Origin of the sequence: Campylobacter sp. CCS1377, from assembly GCF_040008265.1 — a bacterium.
In the GTDB taxonomy this organism is placed as follows: domain Bacteria; phylum Campylobacterota; class Campylobacteria; order Campylobacterales; family Campylobacteraceae; genus Campylobacter_D.
In genome coordinates this window covers 312,132-337,301 of the sequence record NZ_CP155620.1, presented here as the reverse complement: position 1 = coordinate 337,301, position 25,170 = coordinate 312,132, and the positions used below count along the sequence as shown (strand labels likewise).

At 31.1% G+C, this 25,170-nt stretch carries 22 protein-coding genes; 16 read left to right on the top strand and 6 right to left on the bottom strand.

The genetic code is table 11. The annotated features are described in order from the left end of the window. Nucleotides 1-43: 43 nt before the first annotated feature. Complete coding sequence (metK, locus tag AAH949_RS01735) at nucleotides 44-1,240, bottom strand: methionine adenosyltransferase (protein WP_348518789.1); 1,197 nt, start codon at nucleotides 1,238-1,240, stop codon at nucleotides 44-46. Nucleotides 1,241-1,354: 114 nt separating this feature from the next. Here metK and sstT point away from each other — a divergent pair, with 114 nt between their 5' ends. The 15 genes from sstT (at nucleotide 1,355) to AAH949_RS01660 (ending at nucleotide 18,201) form a co-directional block, all read left to right on the top strand. Next, nucleotides 1,355-2,611, top strand: coding sequence for a serine/threonine transporter SstT (sstT, locus tag AAH949_RS01730; protein ID WP_348518788.1), 1,257 nt, complete (start codon nucleotides 1,355-1,357; stop codon nucleotides 2,609-2,611). A gap of 9 nt (nucleotides 2,612-2,620) precedes the next feature. Beyond that, nucleotides 2,621-3,502 carry an aspartate carbamoyltransferase catalytic subunit gene (locus AAH949_RS01725; RefSeq protein ID WP_134237655.1) on the top strand — a complete coding sequence of 294 codons (882 nt, stop codon included), beginning with the start codon at nucleotides 2,621-2,623 and terminating at the stop codon, nucleotides 3,500-3,502. A gap of 3 nt (nucleotides 3,503-3,505) precedes the next feature. Beyond that, nucleotides 3,506-5,221 (top strand): M3 family oligoendopeptidase, encoded by a 1,716-nt coding sequence (locus AAH949_RS01720; protein ID WP_348518787.1) that lies wholly within the window; start codon nucleotides 3,506-3,508, stop codon nucleotides 5,219-5,221. Beyond that, the gene (locus tag AAH949_RS01715) at nucleotides 5,218-5,661 is read left to right on the top strand and encodes a hypothetical protein (protein WP_134237653.1); all 444 of its coding nucleotides are present in this window, start codon (nucleotides 5,218-5,220) and stop codon (nucleotides 5,659-5,661) included. The genes AAH949_RS01720 and AAH949_RS01715 overlap by 4 nt, the downstream gene beginning before the upstream one ends. Further along, on the top strand, nucleotides 5,658-7,727 hold the full coding sequence (locus tag AAH949_RS01710) for a UvrD-helicase domain-containing protein (RefSeq protein WP_134237652.1): 2,070 nt from the start codon (nucleotides 5,658-5,660) through the stop codon (nucleotides 7,725-7,727). Before AAH949_RS01715 ends, AAH949_RS01710 begins: the two co-directional genes overlap by 4 nt. Next, nucleotides 7,724-8,542: a tRNA pseudouridine(55) synthase TruB gene (gene truB, locus AAH949_RS01705; RefSeq protein ID WP_348518786.1), complete on the top strand. Its 819-nt coding sequence runs from the start codon at nucleotides 7,724-7,726 to the stop codon at nucleotides 8,540-8,542. The genes AAH949_RS01710 and truB overlap by 4 nt, the downstream gene beginning before the upstream one ends. Then, entirely contained in the window at nucleotides 8,536-8,766 is a 231-nt protein-coding gene (gene csrA / locus AAH949_RS01700; RefSeq protein ID WP_134237650.1) for a carbon storage regulator CsrA, read from the top strand. The genes truB and csrA overlap by 7 nt, the downstream gene beginning before the upstream one ends. Further along, nucleotides 8,763-9,524, top strand: coding sequence for a 4-(cytidine 5'-diphospho)-2-C-methyl-D-erythritol kinase (locus AAH949_RS01695; RefSeq protein WP_134237649.1), 762 nt, complete (start codon nucleotides 8,763-8,765; stop codon nucleotides 9,522-9,524). The genes csrA and AAH949_RS01695 overlap by 4 nt, the downstream gene beginning before the upstream one ends. After that, nucleotides 9,521-9,973 (top strand): SsrA-binding protein SmpB, encoded by a 453-nt coding sequence (gene smpB, locus AAH949_RS01690; protein WP_134237648.1) that lies wholly within the window; start codon nucleotides 9,521-9,523, stop codon nucleotides 9,971-9,973. The genes AAH949_RS01695 and smpB overlap by 4 nt, the downstream gene beginning before the upstream one ends. Before the next feature lie 9 nt (nucleotides 9,974-9,982). Continuing rightward, nucleotides 9,983-10,582 carry a redoxin domain-containing protein gene (locus tag AAH949_RS01685; protein WP_134237647.1) on the top strand — a complete coding sequence of 200 codons (600 nt, stop codon included), beginning with the start codon at nucleotides 9,983-9,985 and terminating at the stop codon, nucleotides 10,580-10,582. Next, entirely contained in the window at nucleotides 10,583-10,873 is a 291-nt protein-coding gene (locus AAH949_RS01680; protein ID WP_134237646.1) for an ATP-dependent Clp protease adaptor ClpS, read from the top strand. Further along, the gene (locus tag AAH949_RS01675; protein ID WP_348518785.1) at nucleotides 10,870-12,987 is read left to right on the top strand and encodes an AAA family ATPase; all 2,118 of its coding nucleotides are present in this window, start codon (nucleotides 10,870-10,872) and stop codon (nucleotides 12,985-12,987) included. The genes AAH949_RS01680 and AAH949_RS01675 overlap by 4 nt, the downstream gene beginning before the upstream one ends. Beyond that, nucleotides 12,962-13,612: a leucyl/phenylalanyl-tRNA--protein transferase gene (gene aat / locus AAH949_RS01670; RefSeq protein ID WP_348518784.1), complete on the top strand. Its 651-nt coding sequence runs from the start codon at nucleotides 12,962-12,964 to the stop codon at nucleotides 13,610-13,612. Before AAH949_RS01675 ends, aat begins: the two co-directional genes overlap by 26 nt. A gap of 102 nt (nucleotides 13,613-13,714) precedes the next feature. Continuing rightward, nucleotides 13,715-16,297 carry a hypothetical protein gene (locus tag AAH949_RS01665; protein ID WP_348518783.1) on the top strand — a complete coding sequence of 861 codons (2,583 nt, stop codon included), beginning with the start codon at nucleotides 13,715-13,717 and terminating at the stop codon, nucleotides 16,295-16,297. 143 nt (nucleotides 16,298-16,440) lie between these two features. Then, a complete protein-coding gene (locus tag AAH949_RS01660; RefSeq protein ID WP_348518782.1) occupies nucleotides 16,441-18,201 on the top strand; it encodes a ShlB/FhaC/HecB family hemolysin secretion/activation protein in 1,761 nt (586 codons plus the stop codon). 109 nt (nucleotides 18,202-18,310) lie between these two features. Here AAH949_RS01660 and AAH949_RS01655 read toward each other — a convergent pair whose 3' ends face one another. Continuing rightward, nucleotides 18,311-18,946 (bottom strand): MarC family protein, encoded by a 636-nt coding sequence (locus tag AAH949_RS01655; RefSeq protein WP_134237642.1) that lies wholly within the window; start codon nucleotides 18,944-18,946, stop codon nucleotides 18,311-18,313. Between the two features lie 102 nt (nucleotides 18,947-19,048). Here AAH949_RS01655 and AAH949_RS01650 point away from each other — a divergent pair, with 102 nt between their 5' ends. Beyond that, nucleotides 19,049-19,849, top strand: coding sequence for a ferritin-like domain-containing protein (locus AAH949_RS01650; RefSeq protein WP_348518781.1), 801 nt, complete (start codon nucleotides 19,049-19,051; stop codon nucleotides 19,847-19,849). Between the two features lie 1,162 nt (nucleotides 19,850-21,011). Here the strand turns inward: AAH949_RS01650 and pssA are convergent. From pssA to AAH949_RS01630, 4 genes are read right to left on the bottom strand one after another with little or no spacing between them, the layout of a single operon-like run. After that, nucleotides 21,012-21,749, bottom strand: a complete 738-nt coding sequence (gene pssA, locus AAH949_RS01645) for a CDP-diacylglycerol--serine O-phosphatidyltransferase (RefSeq protein ID WP_134237640.1) — start codon at nucleotides 21,747-21,749, stop codon at nucleotides 21,012-21,014. 11 nt (nucleotides 21,750-21,760) lie between these two features. Next, complete coding sequence (locus AAH949_RS01640; protein WP_134237639.1) at nucleotides 21,761-22,378, bottom strand: phosphatidylserine decarboxylase; 618 nt, start codon at nucleotides 22,376-22,378, stop codon at nucleotides 21,761-21,763. Beyond that, nucleotides 22,375-24,321 carry an ATP-dependent zinc metalloprotease FtsH gene (gene ftsH / locus AAH949_RS01635; protein ID WP_348518780.1) on the bottom strand — a complete coding sequence of 649 codons (1,947 nt, stop codon included), beginning with the start codon at nucleotides 24,319-24,321 and terminating at the stop codon, nucleotides 22,375-22,377. The genes AAH949_RS01640 and ftsH overlap by 4 nt, the downstream gene beginning before the upstream one ends. After that, complete coding sequence (locus tag AAH949_RS01630; protein WP_348519177.1) at nucleotides 24,314-25,153, bottom strand: 50S ribosomal protein L11 methyltransferase; 840 nt, start codon at nucleotides 25,151-25,153, stop codon at nucleotides 24,314-24,316. The genes ftsH and AAH949_RS01630 overlap by 8 nt, the downstream gene beginning before the upstream one ends. Between the last annotated feature and the right edge of the window lie 17 nt (nucleotides 25,154-25,170).

The following is a 25,170-nucleotide window of genomic DNA, read 5'->3' as shown; positions in this document are numbered from 1 at the left end:
GTTTTAGAAGAAAAAAGCCTTGAAAATTCAAGGCTCAAAAAAATTATAATAATGTTTTAAATTGCTCTATCGCATCAAGCTTTTCCCAAGGATAGTCTTTTTGTCCTACTTGACCGCGTGCTGCAACATCAGCATATAAAAAAGTATCCTCACTTGGCTTATCAAGAGCAAATTTATCGCGAATCCAATTTGGGGTTAAAGGGAAATTTTTCATTACAAATTCACTCAAAACATCATCATTTGCACTTGTATTTGTCCCCATACAATCTACACTTACAGAAGTTGGTTTTGCAACACCTATAGCATAGCTAAGCTGAACTATACATTTTTTAGCAAGTCCCGCTGCGACGATATTCTTAGCTAACCATCTACCTGCATAAAGCCCACTTCTATCAACTTTTGTATAATCTTTACTCGATTGCGCACCACCGCCTATTGGAGAATATCCCCCAAAACTATCTACTATGAGTTTTCTTCCGGTTAATCCACTATCATGTAAAGAAGAGTGGTTGACATATTTTCCAGTTGGATTGATTAAAATTCTTGTTTTAGCTGGATCAAAAAGTTCTTTTGGTAAATTTGTTTCTAAAATAAGTTTATTAATTAAAGTTCTTAAATCTTCTATTTTCATGCTTTCAACACAAGGTGCAGAAACGACTATAGTATGGATACTTTGCGGTTTGCAATTTTCAAAATTTGCTTTTGTTCCATAATCAATCGTTACTTGAGTTTTAATATCCACACCAAGCTCATGCGGATTAGCCTTTGCATAAGCATAAACCTTATCACAAAGCATTCTTGCATAAGAAATAGCTGCTGGCATATACTCATTAGCCTCACAACTTGCAAAACCAAACATAATACCTTGATCACCTGCTCCTGTTTCGCCATCTTCTTGATCCACGCCTTGATTAATATCAGCGCTTTGTTCATTTAAAAACACCATAACATCAACCTCATCAGGATGCAAGCACTGCTCTTTACTAAAATGCCCACTTCCTGTATAGCCAATGTTTTTCAAAACATCTTTAACTAAATTATCGTAATCAAGTTTGCTAAGTTTGTGATTTGACTTAACTTCGCCCCCTATCACAACCTTATTTCCTGCGACAAAAACCTCACTCGCCACCCTTGAATTTTTGTCATTTTTCAAGAGTATATCCACTATTGTATCAGCGATTATATCAGCACATTTGTCTGGATGACCTGCGCTTACGACTTCTGAAGTGAATAGATACATAAAAAGTCCTTTCATAAAAAATGAACTTTGCATTATATATAAAATATTTAAAATAAATATAAAAAAAATTCTGCTAAAATCAATACTTGCAAAATTTTCATTTTAAGGCTTAAAATGTTTTTTAAACTTGTAGAAAAATACAAAAACGGAAATTTAATCTTACAAATTAGCATTGGTATTGTATTAGGAATTTTAGTGGGGCTTTTTTCAAAATATTTAGCTTCTTTTTCAATGCAAAGCTCGCAAAATTTAATCGAATTTGTTAGCATTTTTGGTAATCTTTTCACAGGCGCACTCAAAGCCATAGCTCCGATCTTAGTTTTTATTTTAATTTTAACTTCAATTTGCACCAAAGAATTCACTCAAAATAGTGCAAAAATGAAAAATATAGTCTTTTTATACATAATAGGCACTTTTTTAGCATCAGCAAGCGCGGTAATAGTAAGCTTTATTTTTCCTATAGAACTTATTTTAAATGGAGTTCAAAAAGCAAGCAATGCTTCTCCTGCTCACATTAGTGATGTGTTTAAGGATTTATTATTTAAGATTGTAGATAATCCCATCAACGCGCTTTCAAGTGGAAATTATATAGGAATTTTAGCTTGGGCAATAGGTGCTGGAATTGCCTTAAGACATTGTTCTATCGAAGCGAAGCAAATTTTTATTGATATCAATGAAGGGGTTTTAAAAATTGTTAAATTTATAGTTAAACTTGCTCCTTTTGGAATTTTTGGACTTGTGGCAAATTCAGTCGCACAAACAGGTTCTGATGGGCTTTTGAGTTATTTAAAATTACTTATAATTTTAGTTTTTACTATGCTATTTGTGGCCTTTGTGATTAATGCTTTAATTGTTTTTATTTACACGAAAAAAAATCCTTTTCCTTTAATTTTTATTTGCATCAGGCACAGTGCTGTTTTTGCATTTTTTACAAGAAGTTCGGCAGCCAATATCCCTGTAAATATGTCACTTTGCGCAAAACTTGGCATTGATAAAGATCTTTATAGTATTTCAATCCCACTAGGCGCTACGATCAATATGGCAGGAGCTGCCGTAACCATAGCCATTTTAAGTCTTAGTGCAGCTCATACTGTTGGTATTGAAGTGGGACTTTTTCAAGCTATTTTACTTAGTATCATCGCAACTTTCGCAGCTTGTGGTGCAAGCGGAGTGGCTGGCGGATCACTTTTGCTTATCCCTTTGGCTTGTTCTTTGTTTAATATAGATTATGATATAGCTATGCAAGTGGTTGCGGTAGGTTTTATTATAGGCGTGATTCAAGATAGCACAGAAACTGCTTTAAATAGCTCAACTGATGTATTATTTACTGCGATTTGTTCTAAAAATGAGTTAAACTATAATCTCAAATAAAGGAAAAAAATGAGACATTTAATCACAACAAAAGATCTAAGCAATGAAGAAGTTTTAAAGCTATTTAAAGATGCAAAAGAATTTTTAGATGAAAAACCAAGAACCTTACTAGAAGGAAAAAGCATTACAACTATATTTTTTGAAAATTCAACTCGCACTCTTTCTTCTTTTGAAAGTGCTGCTAGAAGGCTTGGTGCTAAGGTTTTAAGATTAGATGTTTCAAGAAGTAGCTCCAGTAAAGGTGAAACACTTTATGATACAGCAGCAAATTTAGACGCCATGGGTCCAAGTGCTATTGTGGTAAGACATCATCACTCAGGCGTTCCTCACAGTTTGGCTACCCATGTTAATTGTCCTGTTTTAAATGGCGGAGATGGTAAACACGCCCATCCTACTCAAGCCTTACTTGATCTTTTTACCATAATGCAGCATTTTGGTGAAGATGTAAAAGGCAAAAAACTTATTATAGTAGGAGATGTTAAAAATTCGCGCGTTGCTGCTTCAAATATGGAATTGCTTCCGCGTTTTGGCATTGAAATTTCTTTGGTTGCACCTCCGCATTTTATGCCAAATTATCCTATAAAACAATTCCACCAACTTAAAGATGCTATTGAAGATGCAGATATTATTATGAGTCTAAGAACGCAAACTGAAAGACATCAAACTCAAGTATATAGCTCTTTAAAAGATTACGCGAATGATTTTTGCATTAGCAAAGATTTAATTAAAGATAAAAATCTTATCATATTGCACCCAGGTCCAGTGCACCGAAATATAGATATTAGCGATGAGGTTATGCAAGATAAAAGGTGTAAAGTTTTAACTCAGGTTAAAAATGGAGTAGCGGTTAGAATGGCTGCTTTAAAAAAATTAATTTTAGAAAATGAGTAAATTATGAAAGAATGGAATTTAAAAGTTTTATTTGAAAACGAAACGGTCTTAGAGGAATATTTAGCACTTCATATTCAAAATGCTATTAACTTTAAACAAAATTACGAAAAGCAACTCAATGCCTTACAAAATGATCAGTTTTTGGTTGCTTTAAAAAAATACGAAAATTTAAATTTAGCCATAACTAAAATTATGACTTATACATATTTAACTTTTGCTAAGGATACAAGCAAGGGTGCTTTTTATGCAAAATACGAAGAAGAATGTAAAAAAATAGAAGAGAATTTACTCTTTTTTGAGCTTGAATTTTGTGAATTAAGAGAAGAAAAAATACAAGAACTTATCGATTTTTGCCAAGATTATAGTTTTTATTTAAAAAATTTATTTAAAAATAAAAAATATAATTTAAGTCAAAAAGAAGAACGCATAATGCTTTATCTTTCTAGCACTGGAGCTGCTGCTTTTGCAAGGCTTTTTGATGAGAGCATGAGTGCGTTAAAAATTCCTTTTGAAAATCAAAATCTTAGCGAAGAAGAAATTTTAAGTAAACTCTATAGCCAAGATAGAAAAATTCGCAAAAAAGCCGCCAAAGAGTTCACTAAAGCCTTAAATAAAAACTCTAAGTTATTAACTTTTATACTTAATATGATTAAAACAGAACTTAGCAATATTTGCAAACTACGAGGCTATGAAAATGCCGAGACGCCAAGACATTTAAGAAATCAAATTTCTCAAAAAAGCGTTGATTCGCTTATTGATACCACTCAAAAGAATTTTCATTTAGTTTCTAAATTTTATAAGAGAAAAAAACAAATTTTAGGCTTTAACAAACTCAAAGATTACGATCGTTATGCACCTATTGGCAAAGAAGCAAAATTTAGCTTTGAAGAAAGTAAGCAAATCATTTTAGATGCGTTTTATAATTTTTCTCCTATTTTTGGAGATATTGCCAAAGAAGCTTTTGAAAAAGGGTGGATTGATGTTTATCCGCAAGATAAAAAACAAAGCGGAGCTTTTTCGCATTCTGCTACTCCCGATGTTCATCCTTTTATTTTATTAAATTTCACCGGAGGTAGACGCGATCTTTTTACCTTAGCCCATGAACTAGGGCACACTATACATCAAAAACTTTCTTATCAAGTTAGTTTTTTAAATCAAGATACCCCACTAACTACAGCAGAAACTGCCTCTGTTTTTGCTGAAATGCTAGTGTTTGATTTCATTAAAGATAAATTAAACAAAGAAGAACTTATAGCACTTTATGCTGCTAAAATCGAAGACATTTTTGCAACTTTATTCAGACAAATTAATTTCACTTGTTTTGAACGCAAAATTCATGCCAAAAAAGAAGAGCTTAGCACTAAAGAGATTAATGAAATTTGGTTAGAAGAATCTAAAAAAATGTTTGAAGATAGCGTGATACTAAGTAAAAACTACACCCTTTGGTGGAGCTATATACCACACTTTATCCATAGCCCATTTTATTGCTACGCTTATGCATATGCGCAACTTTTAGTTTTGGCACTTTATGGGCTTTATAAAAGCAAAAAATGTGAAAATTTCAAAGAACTTTACATTAAAATGCTCTCACTTGGTGGAAGCTTGAGTCCAAAAGATCTTATTTCAATGTTTGATTTTGATATAGAAGATGAAAATTTTTGGCAAATTGGAACGAGAGAAATTGAAAAACTTATCAATGAATTTATGGAGCTTAGATGATAGAAAAAACCTTAGCTAATGCTGATTTTATTAAACTAATGCAAAAAAATTGTTATGAAATTTTACACTTTTTGACTAAAGAAAATACAGAATTTTCTATAGTTGTTAATCCAAAATTTGTTGATTTTGATCCAGCCTTGCCTTCCCATCTTGATCTTAGCAAAGAACCTTTTACGCGTTTTGTTTTAGGAGGTTATACTTTTGATTCTATTGTATTGAACGAAAAAAGTATTTGTTTTCACGCAGGTTTTGGACCTGATGATTTTGCTACTTTTGTCAATGTAGATTTAGGTGCTATCACACAAATCATTGTTAATGATGCAGTTATTTTCATCAATTTTAGTTTTTACACACGCAAAAAAGACACACAAGCTTTGGCTCAAAATTCAAAAAATATTTTTTTAAACAATCCTAAAAACAAAGAAAAATTTAAAAAATGAAACTTTTTGAAAATCTAAATCCAAGCCAAGAAGAAGCTGTTAAACATGTAGATGGTGCTATGCTTATATTAGCAGGAGCAGGAAGTGGAAAAACCAAAACCATCACCACTCGCCTTGCTTATTTAATTGATGAAGTGGGCATTGCACCAAGCAATACCCTAACCCTAACTTTTACCAACAAAGCTGCGAATGTAATGAGAAATCGGGCCTTAAATATGATGAAAAATACTCACGAGCAAAATCCTTTACTTTGCACTTTCCATAAATTTGGACTTTTGTTTTTAAGGTTGCACATTGAAAAACTGCAACGCAAAAATAATTTTCTCATCATCGACACAGAAGATAAAAAGAAAATTCTAAAAGATTTAATCAATGATGACAAAAGCAATTTTTCAAACATATCTGCTCAAATTTCACACTTTAAAAATCATTCTAAAAGCGTTGAAGATGTTTTTGAAGATTTAGATTTTTTTCAAAAAGACAAAGAAAAATTCGCCAAATTAGAAAAAATAGCCAAAATTTATCAAAATTACCAAAACTATCTTTTACAAAACAATTTTGTAGATTTTGATGATCTTTTGTGGCTTACAAATACCATTTTAGAAAGTGATCAAAATTTCGCAAAAGAGCAAAGCGAGCTTTATAATTACATTACCGTTGATGAGTATCAAGACACCAACACCTTACAATACAAAATTCTAAAAAATCTTTGCAATGCTCATGAAAATATCGTGGTTGTAGGTGATGATGATCAAAGTATTTATGGCTGGCGGGGTGCAAAAATCGAAAATATCTTAAATTTTCAAAATGAATTTAATAATGTCAAGCTTGTCAAACTAGAGCAAAATTACCGCTCCGTAAATACCATACTTCAAGCCGCAAATAATTTAATCGAACACAACCGAAAAAGACTAGGCAAAAAGCTTATCTGTACCAAAGATAAGGGTGAAGAGGTAAAAATTTTAGAAAATGAAGATGAAAAAAGTGAAAGTTTTAAAATCGCAAAACTCATCAAAGAATTACTAAAAAATAAAATCAAAGCTAATGAGATTGCCATTTTATTTCGCGTGAATGCACTCTCAAGAGCATTAGAAGAAGCTTTGATGAAAGAAAAAATTCCTTTTAAGCTCTTAAGTGGAGTTAGATTTTATGAGAGAGCTGAAATTAAAGATATTATTTCTTATCTTAGACTTTTGGCAAATTTAGATGATGATTATTCTTTCAAACGCATTATTAACCGTCCTAAAAGAGGCTTTGGTGATAGTAGTTTTGAAAAACTGCAAAAATACGCACAAAGTCAGAAAATTTCTTTATTTGAAGGTCTGTGCAATACCTATGGCACTTCGATGTATAGCACCAAATGCAATAATGAATTAGAACTTTTCATTGAAAATATTAAAGCCATCAAAGAATGCCAAGACTTAGGGCAAATCATTACTCAAATCGAACAAAGATTTAAAATCAAAGAATTTTACAAAGAAATGAGCGATGGTGAAGAAAGAATCTTGAATATCGATGAATTTTATGCAAATTTCAAGGATCAAATCAAAGAAGGAAAATACGAAAGCCTAGATGATATCTTAAACGAAATTTCACTGCTTAGTGATCAAGATGAACTTGAAGGAGAAAGTGTTTATATTATGAGCGTACATGCAAGCAAAGGTTTAGAATTTGATCATGTTTTTATCATAGGACTTGAAGAAGGATTTTTCCCTTTAAACAGTGAAACAAGTGATATTGAAGAAGAAAGACGCCTTGCTTATGTTGCCATTACTAGAGCTAAAAAATCTTTGCATTTAAGCTATGCAAATTCAAGATTTTACAAGGGCAGTCGTAGCAAGCTTGCCAAAAGTAGATTTTTAGGAGAAACAGGACTTATAGAAGCAAAACTCATCATTGAACAAGATCAAAAAAATTTCAGAAAAGGGGATTTAATCAAGCATAAAATTTTTGGTATAGGGCGCATTATTAATGTATCCAAAGTAGGAAATGAAGAAAAACTCGGCATAAATTTTGGCGGGATTGAACGCACTATTATGTCAAGTTTTGTAGAAAAAATCGTATGAATAAAATTTTTGTTGCTTATAAACCCACAGGACTTAGCTCAAACGCTTTTTTAAACAAAATTAAAAAAAAATACCAAGTTAAAAAAGCTGGATTCTCAGGCACTCTTGATCCTTTTGCAAAAGGCGTTTTAATCATAGCTTTTAATCAATACACAAAACTTTTTCGTTTTCTTAAAAAAACTCCAAAAACTTACCGTGCAACACTTTGGCTAGGGGTGCATTCTTTAAGCCTTGATACTCAAAACATTCAAAACATCACACCCATAAAAGCTTTTTGTGATGATGAAATCATAAAACTTACCCAAGAGCTTTTAGGCGAGATTAAATACACACCACCACAATTTAGCGCTAAAAGAATAGATGGAAGAAGAGCCTATGACTTTGCAAAAAGGGGCGAATTTGTCAATCTAAAACCTTGCACCATGCAAATTTATGATTGTAAAATTTTGCACTATACTCATCCTTTTTTAAGTCTTGAACTTAGTGTAAGCGAGGGTGCTTATATTAGATCTTATTGTGAACTTTTTGCGAGCAAATTAGGTATAAATGCAACCTTAAGTGCTTTAGAGCGGATAAAAGAAGGAGAATTTATCTATAATAATGAAAAAAGTTTAAATGTGCTAGAATACCTAAATTTAGAAGAAAATACCTTAAAAGATATAAGTAAATTAGAAAATGGAAGCAAGCTTGTTTTGGCTGATTTGGCAAAGCAAAATGAAGGGATTTATTATATTCAAAATAAGGATTTTTTTTCGGTCATAGAAATTAAAGAGGCACAAGTGGCATACATTATAAACAAGGTAAAAAAATGTTAATACTCTCAAGAAAAGAAAATGAAAGCATTAAAATAGGCGAAAACATAGAAATAAAAATTATCCAAACTGGCAAAGGTTACACTAAAATAGGCATAGAAGCGCCAAAGTCTTTAATGGTTTTACGCAAAGAATTGCTTGACCAAATCAAAGATGAAAATCTACACTCAATCGCTAATGTCGATGATGCAAAAATCAGCAATCTAGGAAAAAAACTCAAACAATGAAAAGCTACGCAAAAGCCAACATATTTCTTAAAATCATAGGTTTTGATGATAGAAATTATCATTTATTAAGCTCGCGTTTTATACTTTTGGAAAATTTATATGATGAGCTTTTTTTGGTAAATGAAAAGCAAAGTGATGGTTTTGAAATTTTAAGTGATTTTAAATGTGAAGACAATATCATTGCCAAAGCTTTTAAACTACTATGTCAAAAAGGCTATCAAAAAGAATTAGAAGAGCTTTTTAGTCAAAAAAGTTTAAAACTAATCAAAAATATCCCAACTTGTGCAGGACTTGGCGGAGGAAGCTCAAATTGTGCTACTTTTTTAAAAATGATAAATGAAACACTGAATTTAAAACTCTCTAAAGAAAATTTAATTCAAATGAGTGTCGCACTAGGTAGTGATATTGCCTTTTTTCTTAGTGATTTTAAAAGTGCAAATGTCGGCGGCTGTGGGGAAATTGTACAAGAATTTGAAGATGATTTAGTGGAACTTGAATGGACTTTTCCCGATATAGCTTGTCAAACACAGGCTGTTTATAAAGAATTTGATCTAAGTTCTTTTGATTTAAATCAAAATTTAAAACAAGCTCAAATTTATGAAAAATTAAGCACTAAAGAATTACTTAGCTATAAAAATACCGCTTTAAATGACTTATTTATCCCTTGTGTATCTTTATATCCTAAAATGTCATTTTTCTTAACGCAAAATTATTTTTTAAGCGGAAGTGGAAGTAGCGTTTTTAAGGTAAAACAATGAAAATCATTGCAAGAAATAAAAAGGCTTTATTTGACTATAGTGTGATCGAAAAATTTGAAGCAGGCGTGGTATTAAAAGGTAGCGAAGTTGTTGCTTTGCGCGCAGGAAGAGCGAATTTAAAAGACTCTTTTGTTCGCATCATTAAAGGAGAGCTTTTTTTACTCAACGCTCATATTTCGCACCTTAACACAACGCATTCTTATTACAAACACGATGAAAGAGGTGCTAGAAAGCTTTTAATGCATAGAAAACAAATCGATAAACTTTTAGGAAAAGTAAGCATTGAAGGATACACTTTGGTGATTTTAGATTTGTATTTTAATGCCAAAAATAAAGTTAAAGCCACTCTAGCCTTAGCAAAGGGTAAAAATTTACATGACAAACGCGAAACCCTAAAGAAAAAACAAGCCGATTTAGAAGCAAGAGCGGCGATAAAAAACTACATCTAAGGAAAAATCATGAAAAAAACTTTACATTTTGTTTTATTTTTTGTTCTACTAAGCTTTTTTTATGCTTGTAGCAATGAAGAGGTTAAAAATGAGCTATTATTTGCAGAATTTAAGCCCAATGAAAGCCTTATTTTAAAAAATATTAACGGTGGGGAATTAACCCTAGTGAGAACAAAAAATGGCTTTGCCATTAAGGGCGAAGAGGATAAAATTTTAATGTTTGATTTTTTTGGCACTTTCTGCGCGCCTTGTAAAGAAGAAGCTTTGCATCTAAGTCGCTTACAACAAGAAAATTCACAAAAACTCATTTTAATAGGTCTAAGTCATTTTGAAAGCGTTGAAGATAAAACCGTCAAAGAATTTGCGGATAAATACGGAGCTTATTATTTTTTAAGCAATTCTAAGCAAAACGATCGCATTATAGCTCAAATTTTAAAAGATATTAATTATCAAAGTATGGAGCAATTGCCTTTTAAAGTTGTAATTAAAAATGGTATTTATCAAGAATTGACAAATTATTGGGAGGCTGGTGTAAAATCACTCTTTTATATAGGAAAAGTACCAACATCTACCATACAAGAAGATTTAAATCGTATTATGGAAAAATAAATGCCACAAAGTCAAATTCTTGAAAAAACAAAACTCGAACAACCTAAAATGTTTAAGGTTTTATTGTTAAACGATGATGTTACGACTATGGATTTTGTTATAGAAATTTTAATGAAAATTTTTCATTTTAATCTCGAAAAAGCCCAACAAATTATGCTAGAAATTCACCACAATGGTAGCGGAGTTTGTGGGATTTTTACTGAGGAAATTGCCCTTTCAAAACAAAAACAAGTTAAAAATGCAGCTATGTTAGCAAATTTTCCACTTCAAACAAGGATAGAACCTGTATGAAATACGAAGAGAATTTAGAAATTTTTTTAAAAAATGCCTACGAACTTTGCAAGGCAAACCATCACGAATTTATCACTTGTGAACATATACTTTTTGTATTAACAAGACTAAGCACAGATTTTAAAAATCTTTTTGAAAAAATCGCTCAAACAGAAATTAAATTTTTAGAAAATGATTTAAAAATTCACATTTCTAAAAACAATACCTTTTTAAGCCAAGAAATCAACCCTGAATATTCAGTTGTTTTAGATGAAATTTTAAATTCTTTAGACAATTTTATTGTTTTAGAATTTTTACAAAAACTTTGCAATGAAGAAAGAACTTACGCGCAAGTTTTGCTTAAAAAATATCAATTTTCATACGACAAACTTGCAGAATTAAAATCTCAAAATGAATTTGAAAATCTAAATTCATACACACAAAATTTAAACACCCTAGCTCAAAAAGGCAAAATCGATCCTTTAATAGGAAGAAAATTTGAACTTGAAAGAATCATGCAAATTTTATCAAGACGCAAGAAAAACAATCCTATCTTAGTAGGCGAAGCAGGAGTTGGAAAAACAGCCATTGTAGAAGGCTTGGCCTTAGCAATCACACAAAAACAAGTCCCAGAGCATTTGCAAAATGCACAAATTTATGCCCTAGATTTAGCGGGTTTATTAGGAGGAACAAAATACCGCGGAGATTTTGAAAAAAGGCTTAAAGATATACTCAAAGAGCTTGAAAAAATTCCAAATGCGATTTTATTTATCGATGAAATTCACACCATAGTAGGTGCTGGAAGTAGCAATGAAAACCACAGCGATATGTCAAATCTTTTAAAACCAGCACTTAGTAATGGTTCGTTAAAATGTATAGGAGCAAGCACTTTTATCGAGTATAAAAACACCTTTGATAAAAACAAAGCCTTAAGTCGCCGTTTTGCAAAAATCGATATTGACGAGCCTAGCAAGGAAGAGTGTTTGCTTATCATAAAAGGCTTACAAAAACAATATGAAAATTTTCATCACATTAAATACAGCCAAGAGGTAATTGAAGCGAGCGTAGAGCTCGGCAAAAAGTATTTTAATGATAAATTTTTGCCTGATTCTGCTTTGGACTTGCTTGATGAGCTTGGTGCTTCATTTGCTTTAAAACAAGAAAAAAATAAAAAAGCAAATCTTAAAGATCTAGAACAAATTTTAAACAAAATGACAAGATCTCACAAAATTTTTGAACTTGATTTCACAAAATGCTTGCAAAATTTAGAAAAAACACTCAAAAAACAAATTTTTGGACAAGATGAAGTGATAAATTCGCTTTGTAAAAGTTTAAAGCAAAGTTATGCGGGGTTAAAAAATTCCCATTCTCCAAAAGGAGTATTTTTATTTACTGGTTCTAGCGGAGTAGGAAAAACAGAGCTTTGTAAAGCTTTAGCACAAGCTTTGGGCTTAAATTTAGAACGCTTTGATATGAGCGAATATGCTGAAAAACACGCTATAAGCAAGTTAATTGGTACTCCAGCAGGTTATGTGGGTTATGAGGATGGTGGACTTTTAAGCAATGCTATACGCAAAAATCCTTTTTCTTTAGTGCTTTTCGATGAGATAGAAAAAGCTCATCCTGACTTAAGTAACACTTTTTTACAGATTTTTGATAATGCAAGTTTGAGTGATAATACAGGCTTAAAGGCTGATTTTAGAAATACCATTATCATCATGACTTCAAATTTAGGCTTAAAAGAAAACAATGAGCTGGGCTTTTTAAGCAAAAATGAAGAAAAAAATAATCGTGCCATTAAAGAATTTTTTGCTCCCGAATTTATCAACCGTATTGATAAAATTTTGCATTTTAAAGATTTAAATAACACAGATTTAAGCAAAATTGTCCAAAAAGAGCTTGATGAGCTTTGCACTAATCTTAAAAATATTCAAATCAAAGCCGATGAAAAAGTCAAAAGCTACCTAGCTCAAAAAGCTTATAAAAAAGAATTTGGCGTAAGACTTTTAAAACGCGTTATTTCTGAAGAAATTGGCGAAAAATTAAGTGATGAAATTTTATTTGGCAAATTAAAAAATGGCGGATTAATTAAATTAAAACTTAGCAAAAATGAAACCATCGAATTTATATACTGAACTCTTAAATGCACCTAAAAATGCTCCGGTTTTTTTAAGTCAAAAATTTGAACTTGATTTTTTGGTTAAAGCTTATACTTTTGGGCTTTTTCCATGGACGAGCAAACCCATTACTTGGTGGTGCCCCGATCCGCGTTGTGTTTTATTTCCCAATGAAATTTATATACAAAAAAGCATGAAAAGATTTTTAAATCGCTACACTATAAAACTTGATACAAATTTTAATTCCTTGATAAAACTTTGTGGAAAAAACCGAGAAAAAACTTGGATTAATGAAGATTTTATCCAAATCTATACCGAACTTTTTGAAAAAAATATCGCTCACAGCCTTGAAATTTATGATGAAAATGAGTTAATAGGTGGAATTTATGGTTTAATAATAGGCAAAGTATTTTTCGGTGAAAGCATGGTAAGCTTAAAACCCAATGTTTCCAAAATCGCACTCATTAAACTTTGTGAATTTTTAAAACCTTATGATTTTATTATTGATTGTCAAGTTTATAATCCCCATCTTGAATTTATGGGTGCTAAAAACATTTCACGAGCCAAATTTTTAACTCTTTTACAACAAAAAGTTTGCCAAAATACTGATTTTAACTCTTTTAAAAATATTATTAAATATTAGATTATATTAATAAATAATAATTAATGTTTATTATTTATTAAGTTATATTTAACAACACTTATCTTAAAATTAAAGAATTTTATTTTCAAAAGGAGCAAATCAATGAAAAGAAATAAAGTTGGCAAAATTTTCTTGTCTTTATCTCTACCTACAGTTTTCTTTTTATCTCAAGCAAATGCTGCTGAACAAGGAATTTTACAAGAACAAAACACCTATATAATTCCAAAACATAAATACACCAATGAACAAGTATATAATGAAAATACCAATACTTTCAATCGCTTAAATGGAAAAAATTATTATGGTATAAAAAGCAATGGAAAGATTAACGATATCACTTTAATTTATAATAATCCAAAAACTCCAGGATATACAACAAAAGATCTTCCTTATAAACTAGAAATTCTTAATCCCGATTTTACAGATGAAAAAATATCTCCAGATGGGAATAATATTGAAGAAGGAACAGAATTTACACGAGTGCAAAAAGCCGTTTATATACCTTTTTTAGTAAGTGCATTTTCTAATGGGGGAGATGTGTATTCTAATAATCTTATTATAGCTGATGGGGAACTTAGTTCTGTATATTTTCTAAAACCAACGGATAAAGAAGTTCCTACTCCAGCTCGTACAGAAAATGATGATAGATTTGATTATCTCATCACTGCAGGATTTACAAAAAAAGGGGAATCTTATGATAATACCATTGAAATTAAAGAAAATGGCTATATTAATATGGGGGTTGAAAATACCTATGCCTTACCACTTAATGGTGCACCTTATGTAGTAGGTGGCATATCTTTAGCCGGAGAAGTACATAACAATAAAGTCATTTTTCAAAAAGATTCTGCCATTGATTTTCATGCTAGTAAATTCACGCAAATTAATAATATAAGAAAATACGATGAAAGAATAATGCATATTATAGGTGGGCTTTCTTATAATTCTGATGTAAAAAATAACAAAGTTACTTTTAATGGCTCCAAAATCAATGTTCATGGTCCTGCATTTGCTTATTCAACTCTCGCAGCTGCACATATTGTTGGTGGAATTTGCACAGGTAAATTAAAACCTTGCAATGCTATAAATAACACCATAGAAATCAATAGCTTAAACCTTGACCTAAGGGTAGATAGTTCAGGAACTCCCCTAGCCTATGATGCAATAGCAAATGAAATATTTTGGGGTGGTAGAACTAGTCGTGGAAATGCCATAGGAAATAAAATCATCATTAATGATTTGCAAACCATCCTTGCACTTAATGCATCTGTCAAAGTTTCAGGATTGGTTGAATTTTACGGAGGTTATGCCATTGATGGTGAAGCTAATAATAATACCATAGAAGCCAATCTTCAACACTCCATCAAAGCTCACGAAAATTTCTTAGGAAAAAATGAATTCACTTTATATGGTGGATATGCCACAAAAGGAGCAAGTGGTAATTCTATCAACATAAGACATAATCTCACTTCAGAGGATATGCCCGAAAATCACCAAGATAGAATTCAACTTGTAGCCGCTAATACCAAACAAGGTCAAGCAAATAACAACAAAATAAATATTTCAAATATCAATACAGCACTTCCGTTTTATATTTATGCAGTTGAAAAAAGGATGATGCAAAACCAAAAATATTACGCAGATAGTGCAGATTCAAACAGCATTGTTTTGCGAGATGTAAAATCCTCTAAAGCATTAAATTCAGTAATTGAAGCACAAACTCTAACAAACAATGCTATTAATTACAATGGCGTTCAAAGCATAAGCTCAATTAGTTCTACCTTCATTGCCTCAAAAGTATCCATTAGAGCAAATGAACTTTCTAATAACAATCTTGTCAATCTCAAAGATTATTCTTCTGCAGCAAGAGAAAACATTTATGTTATTCGCGGAGATAAAGAAGTTATGTATAATAAAATGTATCTTAATAATATTACCTTAGGAACAGCATCAGACAAAAGAGAAGGTATTATTGTGATAACTGCAGGACTTGGTGAAAAAAGTCATGATAATATACTTGCCATTACCAATTTAAATATTGATGAATATCACAATAATAGCCAAATTTACATCGCTCCATCTGCTCACCTAACACGAACAAATGCAAATTCTTCAAGTGATAATACCTTATACATGGGTGGAACTCATAATATCTTTCAAGGCACTATTATCAATAACATTAGCGGAAGTTTCAATCAAACTGTAACAGAGAGCGAAAACACTGAAAATTACACTTCTGCAATCACTCCATCATCAAGTGCTTTCACAAAAGGTAATCATTTCATTGTTGATTCTAATGTAGTGGCTAATACTATAAATAATTTCGAACATTATACCTTCATTCTTTCTAAAGATATTGATATAAATAAAGCAATGATAGTTTCAAACTCTACAGCCTTAAATTTATCTAGTCAAGGTGCATTAAATTTGTATACCAAAGATAATTTTAATGTCAAAAAAGGTACAAAAATCAAAATCATCGAAAGTAAAGCTGGTTTTACAGATATTGAAGGTAGGGCTTTGGATATAAATAATCTAAAAAGTTTACTTACTACAATGAGTAAAAATACTAAACAATTTAGCACTAAGATGATTCCTAATTTGAGCAATAAAAAATTAAACAAGCTCAAATATACACTTGAAACTAATGAAAATGGCACGATCATTTATATGAATATCATCTAAAAAATTATAGATATTAGAAAAGTAAATAACTTTTCTAATATTTTATAAATATTTTAAAAAAAATAATAAATATTTATTTTATATGATATAATATTAGCTTTGTTGTTTATTAGTTAAAATTTAATTTGAAAAGGTTGTAAGAAATGAAAAAACTATTAATTATCCCTATATTGCTCGGCAATTGTTTATTTGCGCAAGCATCGCAAGAACAAAGCGAAATGGATATTTCTAAATTTGTTGCAAATGCAAATGATTACTCAATCGACCGCGAATATAGCGATATGATAGAGAATTCTCCTTATAAAAATGTCCCACAAAATAAAAACTTAAATAACACCTTAAAAACAAAAAATGCCCCTATTAAAAATCAAGAAAATAATCAAACCAAAACTCCCAGTAGTCAAAATCAAAAACCAATAATAACAAAATATAAATTTCATATCGACAATGAAGGAGAAACTTTTGAAAGTCTAAAAGTAAGCGAAGAAGAACTCCAAGAATTATTAATAGACTTTAGAACAAAAAAGTTTGAAATTAAAGATCTTCAAGATATTTCAAACATCATTTCCTACTTTTTTCAAATCAATGGCTATCCATCAGCAACTGCTTATGTTCCACAACAAGAGCTAACAGACAGTATTCAAGTAAATATCGCTTTAGGAGTTTTAGGAAAATACATTATTAATAATCAAACCGGTACAAGAGACTATGCTATAGAAAGTAAATTAAATCAAAAACTAAAAGGTAAAATCATTACCATAAAAACCATAGAAGATTCTGTTTATAGAGTAAATGAAATGTATGGAGTAGAAGCTTTAGCTGCACTTCAAGCGGGTGAAAATTACGGAGAAACTGATATTGTTATCAATGTAGAGCAAACTCAAAAAGTAAGTGCTATGGTTTATGGCGATAACTATGGCTCACAAGGTGCGGGGATATACCGCGGAGGTATCAATGTAACTTTCAACAATGTCGCAAGACAAGGTGATAGCGGAAGCGTTTTCTTGCAAAGAAGCGATGAGCAACAAACCAACTATGGCATCAGCTATACAACTTTTTATGGAAATTTTAAAGTTACCACAGGTTATTCTCAAGGAAGTTATGCTTTGGGTGGAGAACTTGAAGATATGGGAATTTCTGGAACTTCAAAAGATTTAACAGTTAATGTTTCTTATCCTGTATTTTTAACCACAACAGCATCTTTATATCTAACCAGTGGTTTTGCTTATAGGGATTTAAAAGACTATATGATGATTTGGGGATTTTGGCCAAATGACACTTTTAAACACAGTTTTGCTTATAAATTTGGTATAGAAGGAACTTATAACGGCTTAAGCAATAATAATTTTTCTTATAGTGCTATCATCACTCACGGAACTGTAATAGGTGACAATGATAATGTAAGATATGCAAATCAACAACAAAGATTTTTAGGACAATTTGCAAAACTTAATGTTAATATCAATAACTCTTATTTTTTCCACCCTTTACTTACCCATGTAGCCACCATTTCTTACCAACAAGTTATCAATGGCGCCAAACTTGACTCTTCAGAAACTATGTCTTTAGGTGGACCTTATGGAGTAAGAGCTTATAGAAACGGTGAAGCCGATAGAGATAATGCTATCATTGGAAATTTTGGCTTGCGTTTTACTTCGCCTATACCAAATTTTTATATCACTCCATTTTATGATATAGGCTATGCTTGGTTTAATAAACACGCATATGGAGATGATTTGTTTATGGATGCTTTTGGACTTGAGCTTTTATACATCAAACCGGGAAGCTTTTATGCCAAACTTGATGCCGCTAGAGCTTTACACACTTATGAAGATAAAGACTTGGGTGTAAAAGATGGCAAACCAAGAGCTAGAATTTATTTTAGTGCCGGAAAATACTTCTAAAAAATTTTAAGGTGATTTCCACCTTAAAATTTTACAAATTTCATAATTTTTATATTAACTCTACTACAAATTAAAATAAAAACACAGTTAAAAAATAATGAATTTTAATTTATTTAGCAAAAATATTAATAATCCCCACAATAATCATTTTAACCCCCATAGCTACGATAAAAACTTGCGAAATTCTTGAAAATACATGTAAGATTAATTTCCCTACAACTTTTTCAACCGTAGCAGCAAAATGAAATAAAATAAACATAAAAGCAAAAGCCGCAATCACAGCACCAATAGCTATTTGCATCCCACTATCTTCAGATATCACAATCACAGTTGATAAAGTCCCAGGTCCTACAAGCATAGGAAAAGCCATAGGAACGATAGAATGTTTAAGCAATTCTTTTTCACTTAAACTCTGATAACCATCAAAGGTTTTAGTTACCTGTGAAGCTTGAAATAAAAGATTTTTTATCGCCATAATCACCAAAATAAGCCCACCTGCTATCCTTAAATCATCAAGTCCTATCCTAAACATATACTTCATGATATAAGGACCAGAAATAAGAAAAATCAAAACAATAATGCAAGCGGTGTAAAGAATATTTCTAAAAAGCTTCTGACGCAAATTTGTAGGTAAGTTTTCACACATAGCAAGAAATTGAGTTAAATTTCCAAAAGGATTTAAAACCGCAAGTAAAGTGATAGACCAAAGCATAATCGCTTCTAATTGAGTTTCTAAATAAAACATAAAAAACCTTTAAATGAAAATTATAACTAAAAAATAAAAATATCAGTCAAGTTTTAACGAAAAATAATATAATTTTATCTAAAATCCATTCAAAGAAAAGTTATGAAAAAAGAATTTTTTAGTACTTTAGAAAATATACTTTACGAGCAAGATTTCCAAACTAAAGTCTATAAATTTAACGATTTTTATGAAAATTTTAAACAAAATAATTTAATTTTCAATCACGAATTTAAAGCTATATTAAAAGATAATTCAAGAAAAGATTTAATCTTAGTCCATCCCACAAGGATACGAAGACCTAAATTTACAAACTCGACTCAAGCACTAGCAAAAACCTTGCATTCTATTGCACATATAGAATTTAGTGCGATAAATTTAGCACTTGACGCAAGTTATAGATTTACAAATTTGCCATTAAAATTTTATACAGATTGGCTTGAGGTGGCAGATGAAGAAATCAAGCATTTTATGCTTTTACAAAAAGCTTTAGAAGATCTTGGCTATAAATATGGAGATTTTGCCGCTCACGATAATCTTGAACTCGCTCTAAAAGCGACAAAAGATTCTTTAAGTTTAAGAATGGGAGTGGTTCATCGTGGCTTAGAAGCTAAAGGACTTGATGCTAATCCCTTTGTACAAAAAAAATTACAAAGCAATAATCATCCTATAAAAAGCTATCTTAAAGAAGTGCTAGACATTATCTTAAATGATGAAATAAAACATGTGAGCAAAGGGGATTTTTGGTGGAATTTTTCCAAAAAAGACGATGAGCAATTTATCGACTTATGCAAAAAATTCAAACAATTCTCACTTGTAGGCAAAAGCATTAATGAAGAAGCGAGATTAAAGGCTGGATTTAGCCAAGAAGAAATTAAAGCACTTCAAAAGATTGATTTTTATTAATAGCTTTATTTGTGATATCTATAAGGCATTGTGGTATTTTTTGAATTTCAGCTTTTACCTATTGTATAAAAATCAAGACTCTATCTTTGCTATCTAAGAAGATTAATCTGCAATGTTTTTTAAATCATTTAAAAACTCATCAGAATAATGAATTACCACTAATGGCCTTTTTGTTTTAGTTGTTCGTAAATTCGGTTTTGGAGTAAAATTTCAATTCTTTATTTTCAAGCTTATTAACTATATTTTTCAATCTAATAGTATCCACTTGACTTAAATTGCTTTGCAAGGTTTTAATCGTTATTGTCAGGTTCTACCACATTGATTTTTTCGCCAAAGAGTTGTTTTAAAGAATTAATCATCTCATTTGTTAAAGTGAAGCCATTTTGGGCTTGAAGCATAATTTGCATTTGCCATTTTTCTACCTTTTTGTTGTATTTTAGTATTCTAGTGTGGTTTTAATGCCTATGAATAAAATACTTAAATACCGATAAAAAACCAAAACTATTGCTATATTCCATTAAAACTTTCTCTATTAATTCACTTGTAGCTATTTATAACAATAATTCCACAAATAGCCATACTTATAATACCCAATAGAAGAAGACTAACAACAAAAAATTCCCATTTTACTCCTTTTTAGTTTTTTCTATTTCTTGTATTGTTTTTTTAATCTTAATATGCAAGATTAAAATTAAAATCATCATAACGATGATACCTATAGCACTAGCAATAATTAAATAAATTTCTGTTTTTTTGATATTGCGTTGCAATAAATGCAAATAGAGCAATAAAGATTGTGATGAAATAATTTTGCCATCACCTTAATTCTGCTAATTTTTCTTTTAACTCATCTAACTTTGCGATAAAGAAATTATGGCTAAAAATTTACAATTTCACTGTTTTAACTATTAAAACCGAGTAAAAATCTTTTTATCTTGCTTTTGTGTTATATGAAGTTAAATTCCTTTGGCTATTGAGTGCATACTCAATTCATCAACACACAAAGCAAATAGTATTTAAAAATATACAAAAACATAAATTTAATTTTTTTAAATTTATCTTATGCAATGCATAAATAAAACACCAAAAATTACAAAAATATATAGGCGTCTTTACCCATCAAAAACAAAAATCTATTAAATCCAAAAAAGAATATTAAAGTTTATTTTTTTAAAGTTTTATTTGTCTTTTTTAAAATCACACTACACATGGTATAAACTGCTCTTAAAATGCCATAAAATACATAACTTGTAGCGATAACAGCCACACTTTCCAAAGGATAAAGGTATAAAAAAGAACAAAAAACCATAAGTATCACCAAAACCCTTAAAACATTCGCTCGACCAAAATCAACCTTTTTAAAACTAGGATAGCGGATATTACTTACCATCAAAAGAGCTAAAATGGCTTGTAAAATAAGAAAAAAGACCCCATAAGGTTTTAAAAAATCATAACTTAAAAAAGAAAAAGTCCAAATAGCACTTACCACAGCCGCTGTAGGTATAGGGAGACCTATGAAAACAGAAGGCTCATAAGTGCCTGTAGTGACATTAAACCTCGCTAAACGGATTGCACCAAAAACAACAAAAAAAGCTGTGATTAAAGAACCAAGTCTTCCAAATTCAGAACCTATTGCCATATAAAAAAGCACAGCAGGAGCCACTCCAAAAGCTACCAAATCTGCTAAAGAATCAAATTCTACTCCAAATTTAGAAGTGGTGTTTGTAAGTCTTGCCACGCGTCCATCAAGTCCATCGCAAATCAAAGAAAAAATAATATAAAATAAAGCCGCGCCGTATTTACCCTGCACCGAAGCTAATATGGAAATCACGCCTAAAAAAGCTGAAATAGCAGTGAAAAGATTAGGCAAAATATACGCGAAATTAAATTTAGTATCCATCGCACTTTCTTTTATGAAAAATATCCAAGCAAAGAACAAGCTTTAATCTCATCGCCAAGTCCTGCTAAAATCCTTGTATCTTTTGGTAATAAAAGACAAACTTTACCATTGTGAGTAAAACTAAGCTCATTGCAAGCTTCAAGCTCTTTAGAAAAATCATACAATTTTAATTTTCTATCCAAAGAGCCCGCGTAAATAATCATAGCCATTTCTTTATCCAACACGCTTAAATTAAGTCTTATATTCTCATTCAAATAAGATGAAGACTTAATTTCTGAACACAAAAACAAACCATGATTTACCTTAACATTTTGAATTTCTGCTTTTGCGCAAGATCTTATGCTCCCTACATTATAAAAAGCATTTTTTATCACAAGGCTTACACACTCACCCAAATTCTCATCATAAGCATTGCCTATATAGACAACGCGCCCATCAATTGGTGATAATATAGCCTTTTTATCCATGCAAAATCTATCGCGCAAAGGATTTCTATACAAAAAAATCAAAAACAAAGTCAATAAAAACAAAAACCATGAAAAAGTCCAAAAAATCAGCACCAGCAAAAACAATAAAAAAACAGCAATAACACTAAAATATCCTGCTCTTGCCAAAATCATATTTTTCATTTTTCTTTGTTTTCTTCTTTATTTTCTTCGCCAATAATTTGCAAACGGCTCGGAAGATTATTTTGCACTTCGTATTCTTTGATAATCTCTCTTACTTTTGTGCCTTCTATGGTTTCTTCTTCATAAAGTGCACTAACCATAGTTTCAATCGCACCTTTATAAGTGCTAAGCGTTTCTTTAACATCTTTATAGCGCTCATCTAAAGTTTTTTTAACATAGTCATCTAAAGACTCTGCCATTTTTTCAGAATAATCTTTTATAGTTTGCCCACCACTTAAAAATGTATTTCTTTGTTTTTCAAGAACCATAAGTCCAGCGATCTCACTCATTCCATACATAGAAATCATTGCTTTAATGATATCTGTAGCTCTTTCAAGATCATTACTTGCGCCAGTTGAAATTTCACCGATAAAAACCTCTTCTGCGGCACGACCACCCAAAAGCACATCAACTTCAGCGATCAACTCATGTTTTTGCATTAAAAATTTATTTTCTTCAGGGGTATTTAAAGTATAGCCAAGCGCTGCAAGTCCGCGAGGGATCACAGAAACTTTACTTACGCGTTTTGCACCCTTTGTTGTTTCAGCAATTAATGCATGACCGCACTCATGATAAGTCACGATTTTTTTCTCTTTATCATTAATACGGCGTGATTTTTTCTCAAGCCCAGCTATAGCTCTTTCAACCGCTTCTACAAGATCATTTTGCTCTACATATTTTTTAGAATCCCTGCCCGCCAAAAGCGCTGCTTCATTAATGATATTAGCCAAGTCAGCCCCTGCAAGTCCGGCTGTAAGTCTTGCAATATCTTCAACCTTAACATTTGGAGAAATTTTAACATCTTTCATATGCACTTTTAAAATTTCACATCTGCCTTTAAAATCAGGCTTATCCACTAAAACTTGTCTATCAAATCTTCCTGGTCTTAAAAGCGCAGCATCTAAAACCTCTGGGCGGTTTGTAGCTGCTAAAACAATCACTGGAGAACTCTCAGTACCAAAACCATCCATTTCGGCTAAAAGCTGATTTAGGGTTTGCTCTCTTTCGTCATTTCCGCCCATCATACCACTTGCCGCACGACTCTTACCGATAGCATCAATTTCATCAATGAAAACAATAGCCGGTGCTTCTTTTTTTGCATTTTCAAACAAATCCCTCACACGAGATGCACCCACGCCCACAAACATTTCTATAAAAGATGAGCCTGAAACACTAAAAAATGGTACATCAGCTTCACCAGCAACTGCTTTTGCAAGCAAAGTTTTACCTGTGCCTGGAGGTCCTACAAGCAAAAGTCCTTTTGGAATTTTAGCACCAAGTTTGATATATCTCTCAGGAAATTTAAGAAAATCCACAATTTCTTTCACTTCTTCTTTAGCCTCTTCCACACCTGCTACATCATTGAATTTAACCTTTGGCTTTTCTGAATTGACAAGCTTTTTTGAACTTCCTATACCCAGTATAGAACTTCCCATATTTTTTTGCATACGACTTGCCAAAAACATCCAAATTCCAAAGAAAATAAATACGGGTAAAACCCAAGAAAAGAAAATATCACTTAACCAATTTGTCTCAGAATATGCTCCATAAGCAATGTTTTTGCTATCGAGCAAAGCCACAAGTTCTGGATCATTAACTTTTTTAGCAATATAAATTGTATTAAGAGAATTTGAAACCGCTTTAATTGTAGTTTGCCCTATGCTAACTTGATTGATCTGACCACTTTCAACCAATTTTTTAAATTCAGAATAAGCGATATTTTTACTCGTTTCAGTTCCATTCATTGCACTGCTTAAACCACCATCACCATCTGAAAAACTCTTAAAAAGTATCACCATAATAATCCCAAAAATCGCAAAAACCAAAATAGGATTTTTATTGAAAAAATTATTTGGATTGTTTTTTGGGGTATTGTTTTTATTGTTGTTATTTGTATTATTCATTACCTTCCTTTTTATAAACTAAACTCAGCCACTCATTGACCTTTAAACTTTCTACCAATTTTAAATCCTTAAATTTATCCTTAACTCTCTCTTCGTATTTGTCTAAAATTCCTGAAAGAATAAGATAAGCACCATCTTTTAGACTATTTTTTAAATCTTTTTCAAGTATCAAAATCACATCTGCTATGATATTTGCCACAATCAAATCGTATTTTATCGTAGCTTTATCAATAGAACCTATCCAAGAATGATTTAATGATAAATGATTTAATTTTGCATTAGATAAAGTACTCGAAATAGCTAATTCATCAGTATCGCAAGCATCAACCTTAAGTCCTAATTTTGCTAGAACTATACTTAAAATTCCGCTTCCACAACCAAGATCTAAAACTTGCATATCTTTTTTAGCATATTTTTGCAATAACTTTATACAAGAATGTGTACTTTCGTGATGACCAGAGCCAAAGGCTAAGGCAGGATCGATTTGTATATTAATTAAATTTTGTTTTGGTTCTTGCCAAGTAGTGTGTATATAAAAATTATCAATTTGTATAGGATTAACACCTTTTTTATATTCTTCAATCCAATCTTTATTTTCTTTTTGTTCTAATTTTATATCAAAACTGATTTTTTGAGATTTTTGTATTTCTAATTTTTCTTTCAAACAATTTAAAGCCCAAAATAAATCTTCCAAACTCTCATCAGATCTAACATAAATTCCCCCATCTTTTTCTTCTATAGCTTCAATACCTAAATCAAAAACAACATCGACAAAAAAGGGCAAAAAACCAATATCTACTTTAAAAAAAAGTTCATTATAATAAGATTGCATTTTTAAATTAAAAACCC